At 69.2% G+C, this 14742-nt stretch carries 13 protein-coding genes; 3 read left to right on the forward strand and 10 right to left on the reverse strand.

Features of this window, described 5'->3' with window-relative positions; genetic code table 11:
• The first annotated feature begins 46 nt into the window (after positions 1-46).
• Positions 47-1618, forward strand: a complete 1572-nt coding sequence (locus BN3385_RS23985; RefSeq protein ID WP_059020634.1) for an amino acid permease — start codon at positions 47-49, stop codon at positions 1616-1618.
• 76 nt (positions 1619-1694) lie between these two features.
• Here BN3385_RS23985 and BN3385_RS23990 read toward each other — a convergent pair whose 3' ends face one another.
• From BN3385_RS23990 to BN3385_RS24015, 6 genes are read right to left on the reverse strand one after another with little or no spacing between them, the layout of a single operon-like run.
• On the reverse strand, positions 1695-2552 hold the full coding sequence (locus BN3385_RS23990) for a sulfurtransferase (protein WP_059022370.1): 858 nt from the start codon (positions 2550-2552) through the stop codon (positions 1695-1697).
• A 5-nt stretch (positions 2553-2557) separates the two neighbouring features.
• The gene (locus BN3385_RS23995; protein ID WP_197415261.1) at positions 2558-3466 is read right to left on the reverse strand and encodes an ABC transporter substrate-binding protein; all 909 of its coding nucleotides are present in this window, start codon (positions 3464-3466) and stop codon (positions 2558-2560) included.
• Complete coding sequence (locus BN3385_RS24000) at positions 3463-4020, reverse strand: nucleoside/nucleotide kinase family protein (RefSeq protein ID WP_059020636.1); 558 nt, start codon at positions 4018-4020, stop codon at positions 3463-3465. The genes BN3385_RS23995 and BN3385_RS24000 overlap by 4 nt, the downstream gene beginning before the upstream one ends.
• Entirely contained in the window at positions 4017-4835 is an 819-nt protein-coding gene (locus BN3385_RS24005) for an energy-coupling factor transporter transmembrane component T family protein (protein WP_082690619.1), read from the reverse strand. The genes BN3385_RS24000 and BN3385_RS24005 overlap by 4 nt, the downstream gene beginning before the upstream one ends.
• Positions 4835-6301: an ABC transporter ATP-binding protein gene (locus tag BN3385_RS24010; RefSeq protein ID WP_502688089.1), complete on the reverse strand. Its 1467-nt coding sequence runs from the start codon at positions 6299-6301 to the stop codon at positions 4835-4837. Before BN3385_RS24010 ends, BN3385_RS24005 begins: the two co-directional genes overlap by 1 nt.
• A gap of 2 nt (positions 6302-6303) precedes the next feature.
• The gene (locus BN3385_RS24015; protein WP_059020638.1) at positions 6304-6915 is read right to left on the reverse strand and encodes an ECF transporter S component; all 612 of its coding nucleotides are present in this window, start codon (positions 6913-6915) and stop codon (positions 6304-6306) included.
• A 500-nt stretch (positions 6916-7415) separates the two neighbouring features.
• Here BN3385_RS24015 and BN3385_RS24020 point away from each other — a divergent pair, with 500 nt between their 5' ends.
• Both BN3385_RS24020 and ngg read left to right on the forward strand, forming a co-directional pair.
• Complete coding sequence (locus tag BN3385_RS24020; RefSeq protein WP_059020640.1) at positions 7416-9215, forward strand: N-acetylglutaminylglutamine amidotransferase; 1800 nt, start codon at positions 7416-7418, stop codon at positions 9213-9215.
• On the forward strand, positions 9212-10993 hold the full coding sequence (ngg, locus tag BN3385_RS24025; RefSeq protein WP_059022374.1) for an N-acetylglutaminylglutamine synthetase: 1782 nt from the start codon (positions 9212-9214) through the stop codon (positions 10991-10993). Before BN3385_RS24020 ends, ngg begins: the two co-directional genes overlap by 4 nt.
• Positions 10994-10995: 2 nt before the next feature.
• Here the strand turns inward: ngg and BN3385_RS24030 are convergent, their stop codons facing one another.
• The 4 genes from BN3385_RS24030 to map form a co-directional block, all read right to left on the reverse strand.
• Positions 10996-11559 (reverse strand): alpha/beta fold hydrolase, encoded by a 564-nt coding sequence (locus BN3385_RS24030; RefSeq protein WP_059020642.1) that lies wholly within the window; start codon positions 11557-11559, stop codon positions 10996-10998.
• 60 nt (positions 11560-11619) lie between these two features.
• A complete protein-coding gene (locus tag BN3385_RS24035) occupies positions 11620-12288 on the reverse strand; it encodes a hypothetical protein (protein WP_059022375.1) in 669 nt (222 codons plus the stop codon).
• Positions 12289-12298: 10 nt separating this feature from the next.
• Positions 12299-13804 carry a cobyric acid synthase gene (locus tag BN3385_RS24040; RefSeq protein ID WP_059020644.1) on the reverse strand — a complete coding sequence of 502 codons (1506 nt, stop codon included), beginning with the start codon at positions 13802-13804 and terminating at the stop codon, positions 12299-12301.
• Between the two features lie 73 nt (positions 13805-13877).
• The gene (gene map, locus BN3385_RS24045) at positions 13878-14738 is read right to left on the reverse strand and encodes a type I methionyl aminopeptidase (RefSeq protein ID WP_059020645.1); all 861 of its coding nucleotides are present in this window, start codon (positions 14736-14738) and stop codon (positions 13878-13880) included.
• Between the last annotated feature and the right edge of the window lie 4 nt (positions 14739-14742).

The following is a 14742-nucleotide window of genomic DNA, read 5'->3' on the forward strand; positions in this document are numbered from 1 at the left end:
CGCCTCCCTGCCACCACGCCCAGAACGGATCAGAAGGAGTAGCGCTGTGCCAGAGGGTCACGAAATACTCGACGAGGACGAACGACACCTCGCCAGCCTGGGGTACTCCCAGGAGCTTCACCGCTCCTGGTCGAGCTTCTCCAATTTCGCCATCTCGTTCTCGATCATCTCGATCCTGGCGGGTTGCTTCACCTCGTTCGGCCTCGGCTGGAACAACGGCGGCCCGGCGGCCATCGCCTGGGGCTGGCCGATCCTGTCGGTGTTCATCCTGCTCATCGGCTTGTGTATGTCCGAGCTGGTGTCGGCATACCCGACGTCCGGTGGAATCTATTGGTGGGCAGCCAAACTCGGCGGCCCCAAGGCTGGCTTCTACACCGGCTGGCTCAATCTGGTCGGCCTGATCGCCATCCTGGCGTCGGTGGCCTACGGATCGGCGACCTTCCTGGATCTCACCCTCGGTACGTTCAGCGAGAGCTGGCTGGCCGGCTACAGCCTGACGCGCACCTTCATCATGTTCCTGGTGATCCTGGTGGTGGTCGCGACCATCAACATCTTCTCCAGCCACCTGCTGGCCGTGATCAACAACATCTCGGTGTGGTGGCACGTCATCGGCGCCGCCGCCGTGATCGTCATCCTGTGGGCCATCCCCGAGCAGCACGCCAGCTTCTCGACGGTGTTCGCCACCACGGTCAACAACACCGGCTTCTTCGGCGGCTCGACCTCCGGGATCGGGTTCCTGCTGTTCGTGCTGCCGATGTCGGCGATCCTGACCCAGTACACGATCACCGGCTACGACGCCTCCGCGCACCTGTCCGAAGAGACCAAGAGCGCGGCCGACGGGGCCGCCAAGGGCATCTGGCGGTCGATCTTCTACTCGGCGATCGGCGGCTGGATTCTGCTGCTGACCTTCCTGTTCGCCGTGCAGGACGTGGACGGTGTGACCAAGGGCGGTGGCGCGGTGGCCACCATCTTCGCCCAGGCGATGGACTCCAAGTGGGTGGCGGTCGTCCTGCTGATCTCGACGGCCGGTCAGCTGTTCTGCACCACCGCGTGCCAGACCAGCGCCTCGCGCATGCTGTTCGCGTTCAGCCGCGATCGCGCGGTGCCCGGCCATCAGCTGTGGTCGAAGGTCAACGCCAACAAGGTGCCGGCCAACGCCGTGATGATCACCGCCGCCATCGCGGCCATCCTGACGTTGCCCGCGCTGGTCGAGGTGGACATCAACGGCGCGCCGGTCCCGATCGCGTTCTTCGCGGTGGTCTCGATCGGCGTGGTGGGTCTGTACCTGTGCTTCGCGGTGCCGATCTACTTCCGCTGGAAGGCGGGCGACTCGTTCCCGCTGGGCAAGTGGAACCTGCGCGGACATCACAAGTGGATGGCTCCGCTGGCGCTGGCCGAGATCATCGTCACCTCGATCATCGCGATGTTCCCCACCTCGATCGGCGGCGCCCCGTGGGACGCCAGCTTCGAGTGGAAGTTCGTCAACTACACCCCGCTGGTCGTGGGCGGCGTGCTGCTCCTGCTGTGGATCTACTGGCATGCCTCGGTGAAGAAGTGGTTCACCGGCCCGATCAAGCAGGTGGATATCACCGGCGAAGAACTGGAGGGGGTTTCCTAACCAAGGAGACGTCATTTCCAGGCCCTCCGTGAGGCGGGCCCCGCGCCCCTCGTGCCATTCGGCCGAGGGGCGCGGTTTATCCGGCGACCTGCAGCGCCGCTTCGGGATCGGCGGCCCACTGCTCGAGCGACCCGTCGTAGATGCGGATGCCACCGACACCGGCCACCGTCAGGGCCAGCGCGTTGAGGCTGGCCGAGATGCCGCCGCCGCAGTACAGCACCACGGGGTGGGCCGTAATACTCGCGTACGCCGACCGCAGGGCCGCGACGGGTAGAAGCAGGCCGTCCGGCCCGAGATGGGCTCGCGCCGGGACGTTGACGCTGCCCGGGATGTGGCCGCGCCGGCGGTATCGGGAGGCCACGGTGCCCGCGAACGCCTCGGCGGACAGTCCGCAGATCAGGGTTCCGGGTGCGGTGCCCGCCGCAATCGCGGCCACCGCCGCCTTGTCGGCCCACACGTCGGCGGGGTGCTCGGGAATCCACGGATCGGCGGGGCCGGGTTCGGGCCGACTTGCGGATGCCACCGGGTAGCGCGCCAGCCAGGCCGACAGCCCGCCGTCGAGCACCCGCACGTCGAGCCCGATCCAGCGCAACGTCCACCACAACCGAGCCGCCCACAACATGTCGCCGCGGTCGTAGGCCACCACCGTGGTGTCCCGGCCGATGCCGCGCCGGGCCAGCCGGGCGGCCAGGTCAGCCGGTTCGGGGACGGCGAAGTGGTAGTCCGCTCGACTGTCGTGCAGTTCGGCGACGAGGTCCAGATGGATCGAGCCGGGAATGTGGGCCTGGTCGAAGAAGTGCCGTCCCGAGTGGGCTTGATGGTCGCCGTCGAAGCGGGGGCTCGGCAGGTCCACCGAGGCGTCGGCGATCACCAGATCCGCGTGCGGATCGGCTTGCAACGCCGCCAGTTCGGCCACCGAGATGAGGTCGGCCATCGCGGTCACACCGCCACTTCGGGGGCGGCGCACACCGCAGTCCATACCGAGGCATCGGCGATGATCCGGTGGCGGGAAAGCCAGTGCGCGTAGGGACCGATGAGCTCCTCACGCAGGCTCCCCCATCGGCCGTCGACGAGCCACGTGGTCGCCACCGCCCGCGCCGAATCCAGCAGGAGACGACGAGGAAAGTACGGCGTGACCGTTTCGTAGAGCTGAGCCACCGCCTCCGGGTCGGCTGCCGCGGCCTGATAGCCGCGGGCGGTGGCGGCCAGCAGCGCCCGCACCGTCGGGGCATCGTCGGCTGCGCTGGCCTCCCGGACCGCAAGTACGTAGTTGTGGTAGCTCAGCCCGAGATGCTCGTCGACGTTCCACGCCAACGCATCCGGGGCATCGTCGCGCAGGTTGTCCCAGGCCCAGTACGAACCGAACGTGGCATCGACGTGGCCGTCGGCGATCTCGGCGAGCGTCAGCTCCCGGGCGCCGAGGTCGACGAACTCGACGGTGTCCGGGTCTCCCCCGTCGCGCTCGACGAGGGATCTCACCACGGCCAGCCCACGCGGTGTCGGGTTGAGGCCGACGCGGTGACCGCTGAGGTCTGCCAGCCGGGTGATGCCGGTCCGGGCGACGGTGCGCACGGTGTCCAGGGCGCACTGGTTGACCGCTGCGACGGCCACCAGCGGTTGGCCCGCACTGCGGCGCTGCAGCAGCCGGTTGAGCGGGACGATCGCCGCGTCGGCATCACCGCGATGCAGGTAGTGCAGTCCGTCTCCGACACCGGGATCGGGCTGCAGGAACTCCAGGTCGATACCGGCCTCGGCGTACCAGCCGGCAGCGCGGGCCAGGTAGAAGCCCGCCGAGTTGGGCCACGGGTGAAAGTACTCGTTGACGATGCGAATCCGGCTGGTGCTCAAGGATTCTCCTCCACGTCGATGACGATGTCGGCCAATTCGGCGGGCCGGTGCGTGCGGATGAATGCTGCCTCCGCGTCGGCCCAGCCGTCCCAGTGCGGCGGGTAGAGTTCGCCATCCCTGGCGAAGGCCCGGCTGCGGCGCAGATCGGAGGGCGCTTCCAGCCACACCCGCCAGGTGGCGTGGGGTGCGCTGCCCTGCGACAGCGCACCCACCCCCTCGACCAGCACGGGCCGGCCCGGTTGGGCGCGGCGCACCGGACCCGGCGCCGCCTGCTGCCAGTCATAGGTCTGCCACTGCGCGTGGCGGCCGGTGGCCAGCGGTTCAACGATCTGGGTGGCCAGGATCTCCACCGCATCCGCCAGGCCGTCCCACCCCGGGTAGATGTCCTCCATGTGAATCAGCTGAACCCAAACCCCTTGTTGGGCAGCGAGATCCGATACCTTCTGGGCCAGGGTGGATTTTCCGGCACCGGATCTACCGTCGATCAGGACGATCGCATCGGAGGTCAGCACGTGCGGCAGTAGCGCCTGCGCCCAGCGGTCCGGTCCGCTCACAGGGTCCGCCAGGTCCCGACGTACACCGACACCCCGACCGCGGCCGCCGCCGTCAGCACGGCGAGCGCAACGAGCACGGCGTCAGCCCAGGACAACGGCGACGGCCGGGCCCAGGTGCGCTTGCCGGCCGCCCCGAAGCCCTTGGCTTCCATGGCGGTTGCCAGCTTGCTGCCGCGGCGGATCGCCAGGATCAGGAGAGTGAAAGCCTGTGCGGCCGTGCGGCGCATCCGGGTCGCGAGATTCCAGCCGTCCTCGACGCCGCGGGCCCGCCGGGCCAGCGACAGGTAGCGCCAGTCCTCGACGAACAACCCGACCAACCGAAGGCCGGCCAGACCGCCGAGGACGAAGCGCGCAGGCAGCCGCATGCGCTGGGCCAGTGCGTCGGCCAGATCGGTCGGGTCGGTCGTGGTGAAGAGCACGACCCCGGGCAGCCCGATGGCCAGAATCCGCAGCGCGGTGGCCACAGCCAGCTGTATCGACCCGTCCGACACGGTCACCGGGCCGAACGCGAAGTGCACCACTCCGCTGACCTGCCCGTACAACACGGTGGTGATCCCCGCCATGACGGCGCTGAGCCAGACCGGCCACGTGGTCACCAGCCAGCGCGGGGTTCCCCTGGCCACCCAGCCCAGCCACAGGGCCTCGCACGCCAGGGCCACCGCGGCCGATACCCAGTCGATCGACAGCAGCAGGACCACGGTGACGATCAGTACCGCAACGAGTTTCGCTGCCGGATTGATCCACCCGTCCGGCCGCGCCGCCGGCCCGGCGTGGGCATCGGAGTAGGAGGCCACGGCCTCACCGGTGCCGGTCATCACGCCGCCGATGCGCCCGGGTAGGCGGCCAGCTCAAGCACCTCGTCGGCGACCGACCCGACGAAATCGTCGTCGTGGGTGACCGCGACGACGGCATGCCCGTCGGCCAGTAGCGATCCCAACAGGTCGACGAGTTCACGCCAGGTCCGCGCGTCCTGCCCGAAGGTGGGCTCGTCGAGGATGATCACCCGCGGCCTGCTCGCCAGCACGGTGGCCACCGACAGCCGGCGCTTCTCCCCGCCGGACAGCGTGAACGGATTGGCCTGTGCCAAAGCGGTCAGCCGCAGCCGCTCGAGCAGATCATCGCTGCGCGCTCGAATCTCGTTGTCCGGCAGACCCAGTGCCCGCGGACCCACCTCGAGTTCGGCACGCACCGTCGTACTGATGAACTGATGCTCGGGTTCCTGGAAGACGGTGCCGATCCGGGTGAGCAGATCCCGGGCCCGCCACCGGATGGGCTGCGGCCCCAGATCGCCGGCGAGAACGTCCGCGGCGCGTAACGCTCCGGACGCCGGGCGCAGCAGGCCCGCCACTGTGAGAGCGAGCGTGGACTTTCCGGCCCCGTTCGGACCGGTGACGGCCAGCGCCCGGCCAGCCCGCACCTCGAAGTCCAGCGAATGTCCCAGCGGCTCATGCTTGGAACGCTCGACGCCGAGCGCCGCCGCGGACAGCAGCACCTCGGTGCCGGCGGGCCGCTCCCGTCGGGCAGGCGCACGGTGGCGGCCGGGCACCCAGACACCGGCGGCGGCCAGATCGTCGGCCCGGGTGGTCAGGACCTGCTCGGGCGGGCCGTCGGCCACTACGCCGTCGGTGGCATCGACCACGATCACCCGGTTGATCACGTTGAGCCACACCTCAACCCGGTGCTCGACGACCACCAGTGTGGCCGCGGTGTCGTCGAGGACCCGGGCCACCGCGTCGCGCACCTCGACGACCCCGGCCGGGTCCAGGTTGGCGGTCGGCTCGTCGAGGAGCAGCAGCCCGGGCTGCAGCGCCAGGATTCCGGCCAGCGCGAGCCGCTGTTTCTGCCCGCCGGACAGCGCCGCCGTCGAGGAGTCCAACGGCACGTCGAGACCGACCGAGGCCACCGCGCGGCGCACCCGCTGCCAGATCTGCGGCCGCGGCACACCGAGATTCTCCGGCCCGAACGCCACATCGTCGCCCACCCGGGATAGCACGACCTGCGAGTCCGGGTCCTGCATCAGCAGACCCACCGAACCCCGCCGGGACTGCGGGGCGGCACCGTCGAGCAGGAGCTGACCGTGCTGCTCACCTTCCTCCGCGCCGCCGAGGACACCGGCCAGCGCATGCAGGAACGTCGACTTGCCCGCGCCGGAGCGGCCCAGCAGCAGCACCCGCTCCCCGGGCTCGATGGTGAGCGTCACGTCGGACAGCGCCCGGGCCTTGCGCCCGGCGTGCCGCCAGCCCCATCCGCACGCCTCGACACGAACTCCGCCGGTCGGCACGCTCAGACCTCCCGGGTGACTTCCCGCCCGGCCGCGAAACGGCTCAGGACACCGGCGCGCGCCAGCGCCTGCACCAGGTAGAAGCCCAGCACACCGGCGATGACGAATCCGGAGATCAGCGAGCCGACCACATAGACGATCCGGAACGTCGCCGTCACGCCCGGGTACCACAGGATGAGGTCGTTGATCGCCAGCGCCAGACCGGCGGCCGCACCGGCCAGCGCGGCCACCCACACCCCGAACCGGCGATACAGGAACACGGCGAACACCAGCTCGGCCCCCAACCCCTGCACCGCACCGGACACCAGGGTCAGGAATCCCCACTGCGTGCCGACGACTGCCGACACCACCGCGGCGAGCAGTTCGGTATAGATGGCGGCCCCCGGTTTGCGGATGACCAGACCGCCGGTGACACCCGCGATGAGCCACACCCCACCGAGAATCGAGGACAGCCCGGGCAGGACCTGCAGCGGTGTGCTCAGCCCGTTGTAGGCGATACCCCACGCCCAATACACGACGCCGAACGCGACGCCGATGACGCTGGCAACGACGATGTCGACCACCCGCCATGTCGGCGTGGACGGTGAGGTGGATGCGACGGTGTCCGAAGACATGACGAGGTTTCCTTTCGACCTGGGAATCGGAGATGGCCAGGCCCACGACGGGTCGGCCTGATTATTCACTCGATGGAGGTACGGCGTCCTGACGACTGTCAGGCTCGGCAACACAGCTGCATGATCAGACCTCCAGGCGAAGTGGTGGTCCCATCCCTCCGATGAGCGGCTCGCGCGTGAGTCTCGGCTCATCCAGGTTCTACGGGTCAGCGAGGCCGTCGACGGCCTGCTCTCTCAGCGGTGCACCCCGTGGGTCCTGCGTGTCGCGAACGCTAGCACCGCACCGTGACCGGATCCGGTGCCGACGCGGCCGCCCGCACCGCGCTGAGCACCGAGAACGCCTGCATACGGGCGGTCCCGGAGTAATGATCACGCCGATCACAACGCGCCAGCCCGCCCGTCGGGCACACGGGTGGGTGTGAGGGCCGTCTCGGCCCGGATTGAGAACCGCGTCCCGCGGGTAAATATCAGCGGCACACAAGCGACAGACGGGATGGCGGATGTGTGGAGCGACCGGCGAAGTCCGGCTCGACGACCAGGCGCCAGATGTGGCGGCAGTGGCCACGATGGCCCAGACGATGACGCGACGCGGCCCGGACGGCTCCGGGGTGTGGTCGGGGGGCCGGGTGGCCCTCGGGCACCGGCGACTGAAGATCATCGACCTGTCCGAAGCCGGGGCCCAGCCGATGACCGATTCCGAGCTGGGCCTGACCATCTGCTGGAACGGCTGCATCTACAACTACGAGGCGCTGCGCGACGAGCTCGCCGGACACGGCTACCGGTTCTTCTCGCACAGTGACACCGAGGTCCTGATCAAGGCCTACCACCATTGGGGTGACGCATTCGTCGAGCGGCTGCACGGCATGTTCGCCTTCGCGATCGCCGAGCGGGACAGCGGCCGGGTGCTGCTGGGCCGCGACCGGCTCGGCATCAAGCCGCTCTACATCAGCAGCGACGCCCACCGGGTCCGGTTCGCCTCCACGCTGCCGGCCCTGCTGGCCGGTGGCGGCGTGGACACCCGTATCGACCCGGTGGCCCTGCATCACTACCTGAGCTTCCACTCCGTGGTGCCCGCACCGCGCACCATCCTGCGCGGGGTGCGCAAGCTCGCCCCGGCCACCCTGCTGGCCATCGAGCCGGACGGCACGCAGACCACCACCACCTACTGGCAGCCGGACTTCACCCGGCGCGCCGACCGGGCCGGCTGGTCCGAAAAGGATTGGCAGGATGCTGTTCTCGCCGCACTGCGCACCGCGGTGAAGAGGCGTCTGGTCGCCGACGTGCCGGTGGGATGCCTGCTCTCCGGCGGAGTGGACTCGAGCCTGATCGTCGGGCTGCTCGCCGAGGCGGGCCAGCACGGACTGTCGACGTTCTCGATCGGGTTCGAATCCGTCGGTGGGGTCAAGGGTGACGAGTTCGTCTACTCCGACATCGTCGCGCAGCGGTTCGGCACCGACCACCACCAGATTCGCATCGACACCGCGCGCATGCTGCCCGCCCTCGACGGGGCGATCGGGGCGATGAGCGAACCCATGGTGAGCCACGACTGCGTCGCGTTCTACCTTCTGAGCCAAGAGGTTTCCCGCCACGTCAAGGTGGTGCAATCCGGGCAGGGCGCCGATGAGGTGTTCGCCGGCTACCACTGGTATCCCCCGATGGGGCACCCGGATGCGGCCGGCCTGCAGGGTTCGGTGAACTCCTACCGGCAGGCGTTCTTCGACCGCGACCACAGCGGGCTCAACGCGCTGCTGTCCGAGGACCTCGCCGGCGACGACAGCCTGGCGTTCGTCACCGAGCATTTCGCCCGGCCCGGTGCGCAGACCGGGGTGGACCGGGCGCTGCGGCTGGACACCACGGTCATGCTGGTCGACGATCCGGTCAAACGGGTCGACAACATGACGATGGCCTGGGGGCTGGAAGGCCGCGTGCCGTTCCTCGACCACGAACTCGTCGAACTCGCAGCCAGCTGCCCGCCGGATCTCAAGACCGCCCACGGCGGCAAGGGTGTTCTCAAAGAGGCTGCCCGACAGGTCATTCCGGCGGAGGTGATAGACCGGCCGAAGGGCTACTTCCCGGTTCCCGCGCTCACCCACCTGGAGGGCCCCTACCTGGATCTGGTGCGCGACGCGCTCTACGCACCGCAGGCCAAGGAGCGCGGCCTGTTCCGCCCCGACGCGGTCGAACGCCTGCTCGCCGACCCGAACGCGACGCTGACACCGTTGGGCGGCAACGAGCTGTGGCAGCTCGGTCTGCTCGAACTGTGGCTGCAGCAGCACGGCATCAGCGCGGCGGCGGTATGACGGCCGAGCGAGTAGCCGAAGGCGGATCGCGCATCGAGCTGAGGTCGGAAGCGATCACGATGGGGCTGCATGATGCGTCGCCGCCCGAGCTCGTCGACGCGATGGACAACGACGTGGTGCTCGAACTGGGTTGGGGCCGTTTGATCTTCGGTCAGACGTTCAGCGACCCGGACAAGCTGGCCGCCGTGCTGCAGCAGGAGGAGCAGGGCCGCCGGGACATCTGCATCTACGCCCGCGAGTCCCACGTCCTGGTCGCCAAGTCCCCGGCCGAACTGTTCATCGACCCCAGCCATACCTATCGCATGCGTTTCACCGGCGACGACTCCCCCGCTCCGCCGCCGATCGGCTTCTCGGTGCGGCCGTTGCGGGACAAGGCCGAAGCCGATGCGATGAACCGGGTGTACGTGCGATGCGGCATGGTGCCCGCACCCACCGATCTGATCTGGGACAACCACCTGCGCGCCGAGGCGGTGGACTACCTGGTCGCGGTGCGCGACGACGACGGCACGGTGGTCGGCACGGTCACCGGGGTGGACCATCGGCAGCTGTTCAACGACCCCGAGGACGGCGCCAGCCTGTGGACGCTGGCCGTCGACCCGACCGCCAGCCTGCCCGGTATCGGCGCCGCCCTGACCCACACGCTGGCCGCCTTGTTCCGCGACCGGGGCCGCGCCTACCTGGATCTGTCGGTGGCCTACGACAACGAGGCCGCGATCGGCCTCTACGAGAAGCTCGGTTTCCAGCGAGTACCGGTGCTGGCGGTCAAACGCAAGAACGCCATCAACGAACCGCTGTTCACCCCGGCCTCGGAGACCGTCGACGACCTGAACCCGTACGCCCGGATCATCGCCGACGAGGCGATGCGCCGCGGGATCCACATCGAGGTGCTCGACGCCGAGACCGGTGAGATGCGGTTGTCGCACGGCGGCCGCAGCGTGGTGACACGGGAGTCGTTGAGCGAGTACACCTCTGCGGTGGCCATGAGCCGCTGCGACGACAAGCGCCTGACCCGCCGGATCGTCTCCGAAGCCGGGATCACCGTCCCACGGGGCAGGTTGGCCACCTTCGACGGCAGCGACCATACCTTCCTCGCCGAGGTCGGTGACGTGGTCGTGAAGCCGACCCGCGGTGAGCAGGGCAAGGGCATCACCGTCGGGGTGGACAGCCCCGAGGCGCTCGACGCCGCGCTCGCCCGCGCCCGTGAGGAACACCCCGAGGTGCTGATCGAGCAGCGCGCCCAGGGTGACGATCTGCGGCTGGTGGTGATCGACGGGAAAGTCGTTGCCGCAGCGGTGCGTAAGCCCGCCGAGGTGGTGGGCACCGGGCGCCACACCATCCGGGAACTGGTCGAGACCCAGAGCCGGCGCAGGTCTGCGGCCACCGGCGGCGAGTCCCGCATTCCGCTCGATGCGATCACCGAATCCACCATCGCCGAGGCGGGCTGGAGTTTCGACGACGTGCTGCCCGAAGGGCAGCGGCTACGGGTGCGCCGGGCGGCCAACCTGCATCAGGGCGGCACCATCCACGACGTCACCGCCGAGGTACATCCCGAGTTGTGCCGCGTCGCGGTCGTCGCCGCGGCGGCCATCGGTATCCCGGTCACCGGAATCGATCTGCTGGTGCCGGATGTGACGCGCGACGACTACGTGTTCATCGAGGCCAACGAACGTCCCGGCCTGGCCAACCACGAGCCGCAACCCACCGCGGCGGCGTTCGTCGACTTCCTATTTCCGGGCAATCCGGGACTACCGCAGGCCTGGACCCCCGCCGGCGCCTGAGTTCACCAGGTACTGGTGCGCAGGACGATTTCAGCGGCCAGCTGTGCGGTGGATTCGGCGGCGTTGCGCCGGCCGGTGAACTCCACCAGGCGGTAGTCGCTGTAGACGTAGCGCTGACTGGCCTTGGCCAGCGCGCGGGCCGCCGGGCTGCTGACCAGCGCGGTGGTGTTGATCTCCACCGGCGGGCAGTCCTCGTCGCGGATGACGCCGTTCTGGTCGGGTACCCGGGGATGACCGCGATCGACCACGACCAGGCCGGTGAAGCGGTCCAGCCGGGTGGCCGCCAGTTCCCAGGCGAGTTCGGCACCGGCCCGGTCGCCGACCAGCACACCCCAGCGCACGTCGAGGGTGTCCAGCAAACCGACCACGGCCTTGGGATGCAGCCGGGGGTCATGACCGATGACGACGGTGCGCACCGAGGCCGTGTGCAGGCGCTGACAGACGGCGTCATAGGCGGCGGGGGCATGCTGGGCAGCACCCAGCACCACCACGTACGGTCCCTTCTCCGGGCCGGTCACGCTCACCTGCACGGGGAACCCGTCGACTGTCACCATCGTCGAAGGCATTTCGCCACGCTACTCCGACAACAGGAAGCGGCGGGCGGTTTCACGAAGCTTCCTCAGCCGCTACTCAGGTAGCCGCATCTTGGCGGCCTGCTTGGTGAATAGATCCAAGAAGGTCTGTGGCAGTGACGCTTTGACTGCTATCGCGGGATTCGGTGTGGGAAAAGCGCTTCCGAACACGGCCAGCTTGCCGACATTCTGAAAAGCCATGTACACACTGTTGGATTCGCCGCCGAGCTTCATCGTCTGCTGATAGGCCAGCACACCATCGGCCGCTCCGGGAAGTTCTGTCGTGGTGATCGGAATGCCCGGTGTCGTGCGGTCGAACAGCGCCTCGAACTGGGCGCAGCGCTCGGCGGCGGCGCGCAGCTTGTCCATGTTCAGCGGCCAGGAGACCACGGTCATGACCATGCGCGCACCGTTGTAGGACACCGCGTATTTGACGGCGCTGCCGGGGCCGCGCTCGGCGGACTGGGCGATCACATTCGTCAGCGCATTGGCGCAGCCTTCCGGCCGCGACAGCATCGCCGGTGGGCCGCCGGCACCGTCGGGCTGACCGGGTTGCTCCACAATGCGGTCGAACTGGACCCCGGGTGGGACGTCGGCCGCGGTCAGGGCAACCTTCTCCAAGGTGGCACCCGGCCAGGTGGCGCTACCGGCCACGGTGGACCCGCAGCCGGCCGTCCCGAGAACCGCCGCCACTGCGACGACCACCGCCCACCGACCCGCCATGGCACCCAGGCTACCGACGCAGCGCCGTGGTGACCGTGGGGCGGCCGGGCGCCCCACCGTCCATCAGCGCGAGAACCGCGTCGATGTCGAGGTGCTCTGCCAGCAGGTCAGCCATCACGTCGAGCTGAGCATCCCGGCGCTCAGGCACGCTGATGTCGTCAGCCACCACGAACCCGTGCCGCCCGGCGGCCACGGCCGCATCGCGCAGCCAACGGCGGCGAAGCCCGTCGTTGTCCAGCAGCCCGTGCCAGTGGGTGCCGTAGACCGCGCCGCGGCGGTAGCCCTGCGGGACTGCGTCGGCTTCGAACCAGGTGTCCTCGTCGTAGCGGGTGACCCGGCCGTGGTGGATCTCGTACCCGGACAGCGGCGTCTCCCATCGGCACAGCACCTTGTCCGGGGCGAACACGACCTCGGCGTCGAGCAGGCCCAGCCCGGCCACCTCACCGCTGCGGGTCTCGACGTCATCGTCGATCCGCCGGCACAGCATCTGGAATCCGCCGCAGATCCCGAGCACCACCCGTCCCGAGCGGGCGTGTGACTCGATGGCGGTGGCCAGTCCCCGCTCACGCAGCCACTCCAGGTCGGCAACGGTGGCCTTACTGCCCGGGATCACCACCACGTCGGCGTCAGCCACCTCAGCGGGGTCGCTGGCCCAGCGCACCAGCACCCCCGGCTCACAGGCCAGCGCCTCGACGTCGGTGGAGTTGGAGATCCGCGGCAGCCGGATCGCGGCCACCCGCAGCCAGTCGCGGCCGCGCGGCGGGGCCGGGGTGCCGACCACCTCGCGGGCCACCACCGACACCGAGTCCTCGGCGTCCAGCCACAGGTCGTCGCAGTACGGCACCACCCCGTAGGTGGGCCGCCCGGACAGCGCCTGCAGCTGGTCGAGGCCGGGTGCCAGCAGTGCCGGGTCACCGCGGAACTTGTTGACGATGAAGCCCGCGATGAGTGCCTGGTCCTCGGGCTCGAGCACCGCGACGGTGCCGAACAGGTGGGCCAGCAGACCGCCGCGGTCGATATCGCCGACCACCACGACGGGCAAGCCGGCCGCCCGGGCCAACCCCATATTGGCCAGATCCGTTGCCCGCAAATTGATTTCGGCCGGAGAACCCGCGCCTTCACAGAGCACCACGTCGAATTCGGCACGCAGCCCGGCCAGTTCGTCGGCAACGACTCCGGCCAGCCGCTCGCGGTGCTCGATGTAGTCCACCGCGCTGACCTGACCGACGGCCCGGCCCCGCACCACCAGCTGCGAGGTGCGGTCGCTACCCGGTTTGAGCAGCACCGGGTTGAACCGGGTGCTGGGCGCCAGCCCGGCGGCACGCGCCTGCATCCCCTGCGCGCGGCCGATCTCCCCGCCGTCGACAGTGACCACGGAGTTGTTGCTCATGTTCTGCGCCTTGAACGGTGCCACCCGGATTCCCTTGCGCGCCAGGAATCGGCACAGCCCCGCGACCACCATCGACTTGCCCGCATCCGAGGTGGTGCCGGCGATCAACAACGCCCCGCCGGTCACGTCGGCCCGCCGAGTGTGCGGTGTCGTACGCGACACGCCGAGGCCGGCGTACGGGAACGCACACTCGCCACGACTACGGGGCCAGGGTCAGGATCTCGGCGCCGTCGTCGGTGACCACCAGGGTGTGCTCGAACTGGGCGGTCCACTTGCGGTCCTTGGTGGCCACCGTCCAGCCGTCGTCCCAGATCTCGTAGTCCAGCGCGCCGAGGTTGATCATCGGCTCGATGGTGAAGGTCATCCCCGGCTCCAGGATGGTCTCCACACTCGGCTGGTCGTAGTGCAGCACCACCAGCCCGTTGTGGAAGGTGGTGCCGATGCCGTGCCCGGTGAAATCACGAACCACGTTGTAGCCGAAGCGGTTTGCATACGACTCGATGACCCGGCCGACAGCCGAGAGCGCGCGGCCGGGCTTGACGGCCTTGATGGCGCGCATGGTGGCCTCGTGGGTGCGCTCGACGAGCAGGCGATGCTCCTCGGCGACGTCACCGGCCAGGAAGGTGGCGTTGGTGTCGCCGTGCACACCGTCGATGTAGGCGGTGACGTCGATGTTGACGATGTCACCGTCCTCGACGACGGTCGAGTCCGGGATACCGTGGCAGATGATCTCGTTGAGCGAGGTGCAGCAGGACTTCGGGAAGCCCTTGTAGCCCAGCGTGGACGGATAGGCCCCGTGGTCGATCATGTAGTCGTGGGCGATGCGGTCCAGCTCGTCGGTGGTCACCCCGGGGGCGACGGCCTTGCCGGCCTCGGCCAGCGCACCGGCGGCGATCCGGCCGGCCACCCGCATCTTCTCGATCACCTCGGGTGTCTGCACCCACGGCTCCGAGCCTTCCTGGACCGTCGGCTTCCAGACGTACTCGGGGCGCTCGATCGACTTGGGCACCGGCAGGGTCGGGGAAACCACTCCGGCACGAAGAGCGCTGCGTACGGTCATGATC

The sequence above is a fragment of the Mycobacterium sp. M26 genome (assembly GCF_001494595.1).
Classification (GTDB): domain Bacteria; phylum Actinomycetota; class Actinomycetes; order Mycobacteriales; family Mycobacteriaceae; genus Mycobacterium.

Bases quoted from the DNA above. Each gene is read 5' to 3' on its own strand.
- BN3385_RS23990 (WP_059022370.1), bottom strand. From the start codon at position 2,552: ATGGCCGACCTCATCTCGGTGGCCGAACTGGCGGCGTTGCAAGCCGAT.
- BN3385_RS24005 (WP_082690619.1), bottom strand. From the start codon at position 4,835: ATGACCGGCACCGGTGAGGCCGTGGCCTCCTACTCCGATGCCCACGCC.
- BN3385_RS24030 (WP_059020642.1), bottom strand. From the start codon at position 11,559: ATGCCTTCGACGATGGTGACAGTCGACGGGTTCCCCGTGCAGGTGAGC.
- BN3385_RS24015 (WP_059020638.1), bottom strand. From the start codon at position 6,915: ATGTCTTCGGACACCGTCGCATCCACCTCACCGTCCACGCCGACATGG.
- BN3385_RS24020 (WP_059020640.1), top strand. From the start codon at position 7,416: ATGTGTGGAGCGACCGGCGAAGTCCGGCTCGACGACCAGGCGCCAGAT.
- map (WP_059020645.1), bottom strand. From the start codon at position 14,738: ATGACCGTACGCAGCGCTCTTCGTGCCGGAGTGGTTTCCCCGACCCTG.
- BN3385_RS24035 (WP_059022375.1), bottom strand. From the start codon at position 12,288: ATGGCGGGTCGGTGGGCGGTGGTCGTCGCAGTGGCGGCGGTTCTCGGG.
- ngg (WP_059022374.1), top strand. From the start codon at position 9,212: ATGACGGCCGAGCGAGTAGCCGAAGGCGGATCGCGCATCGAGCTGAGG.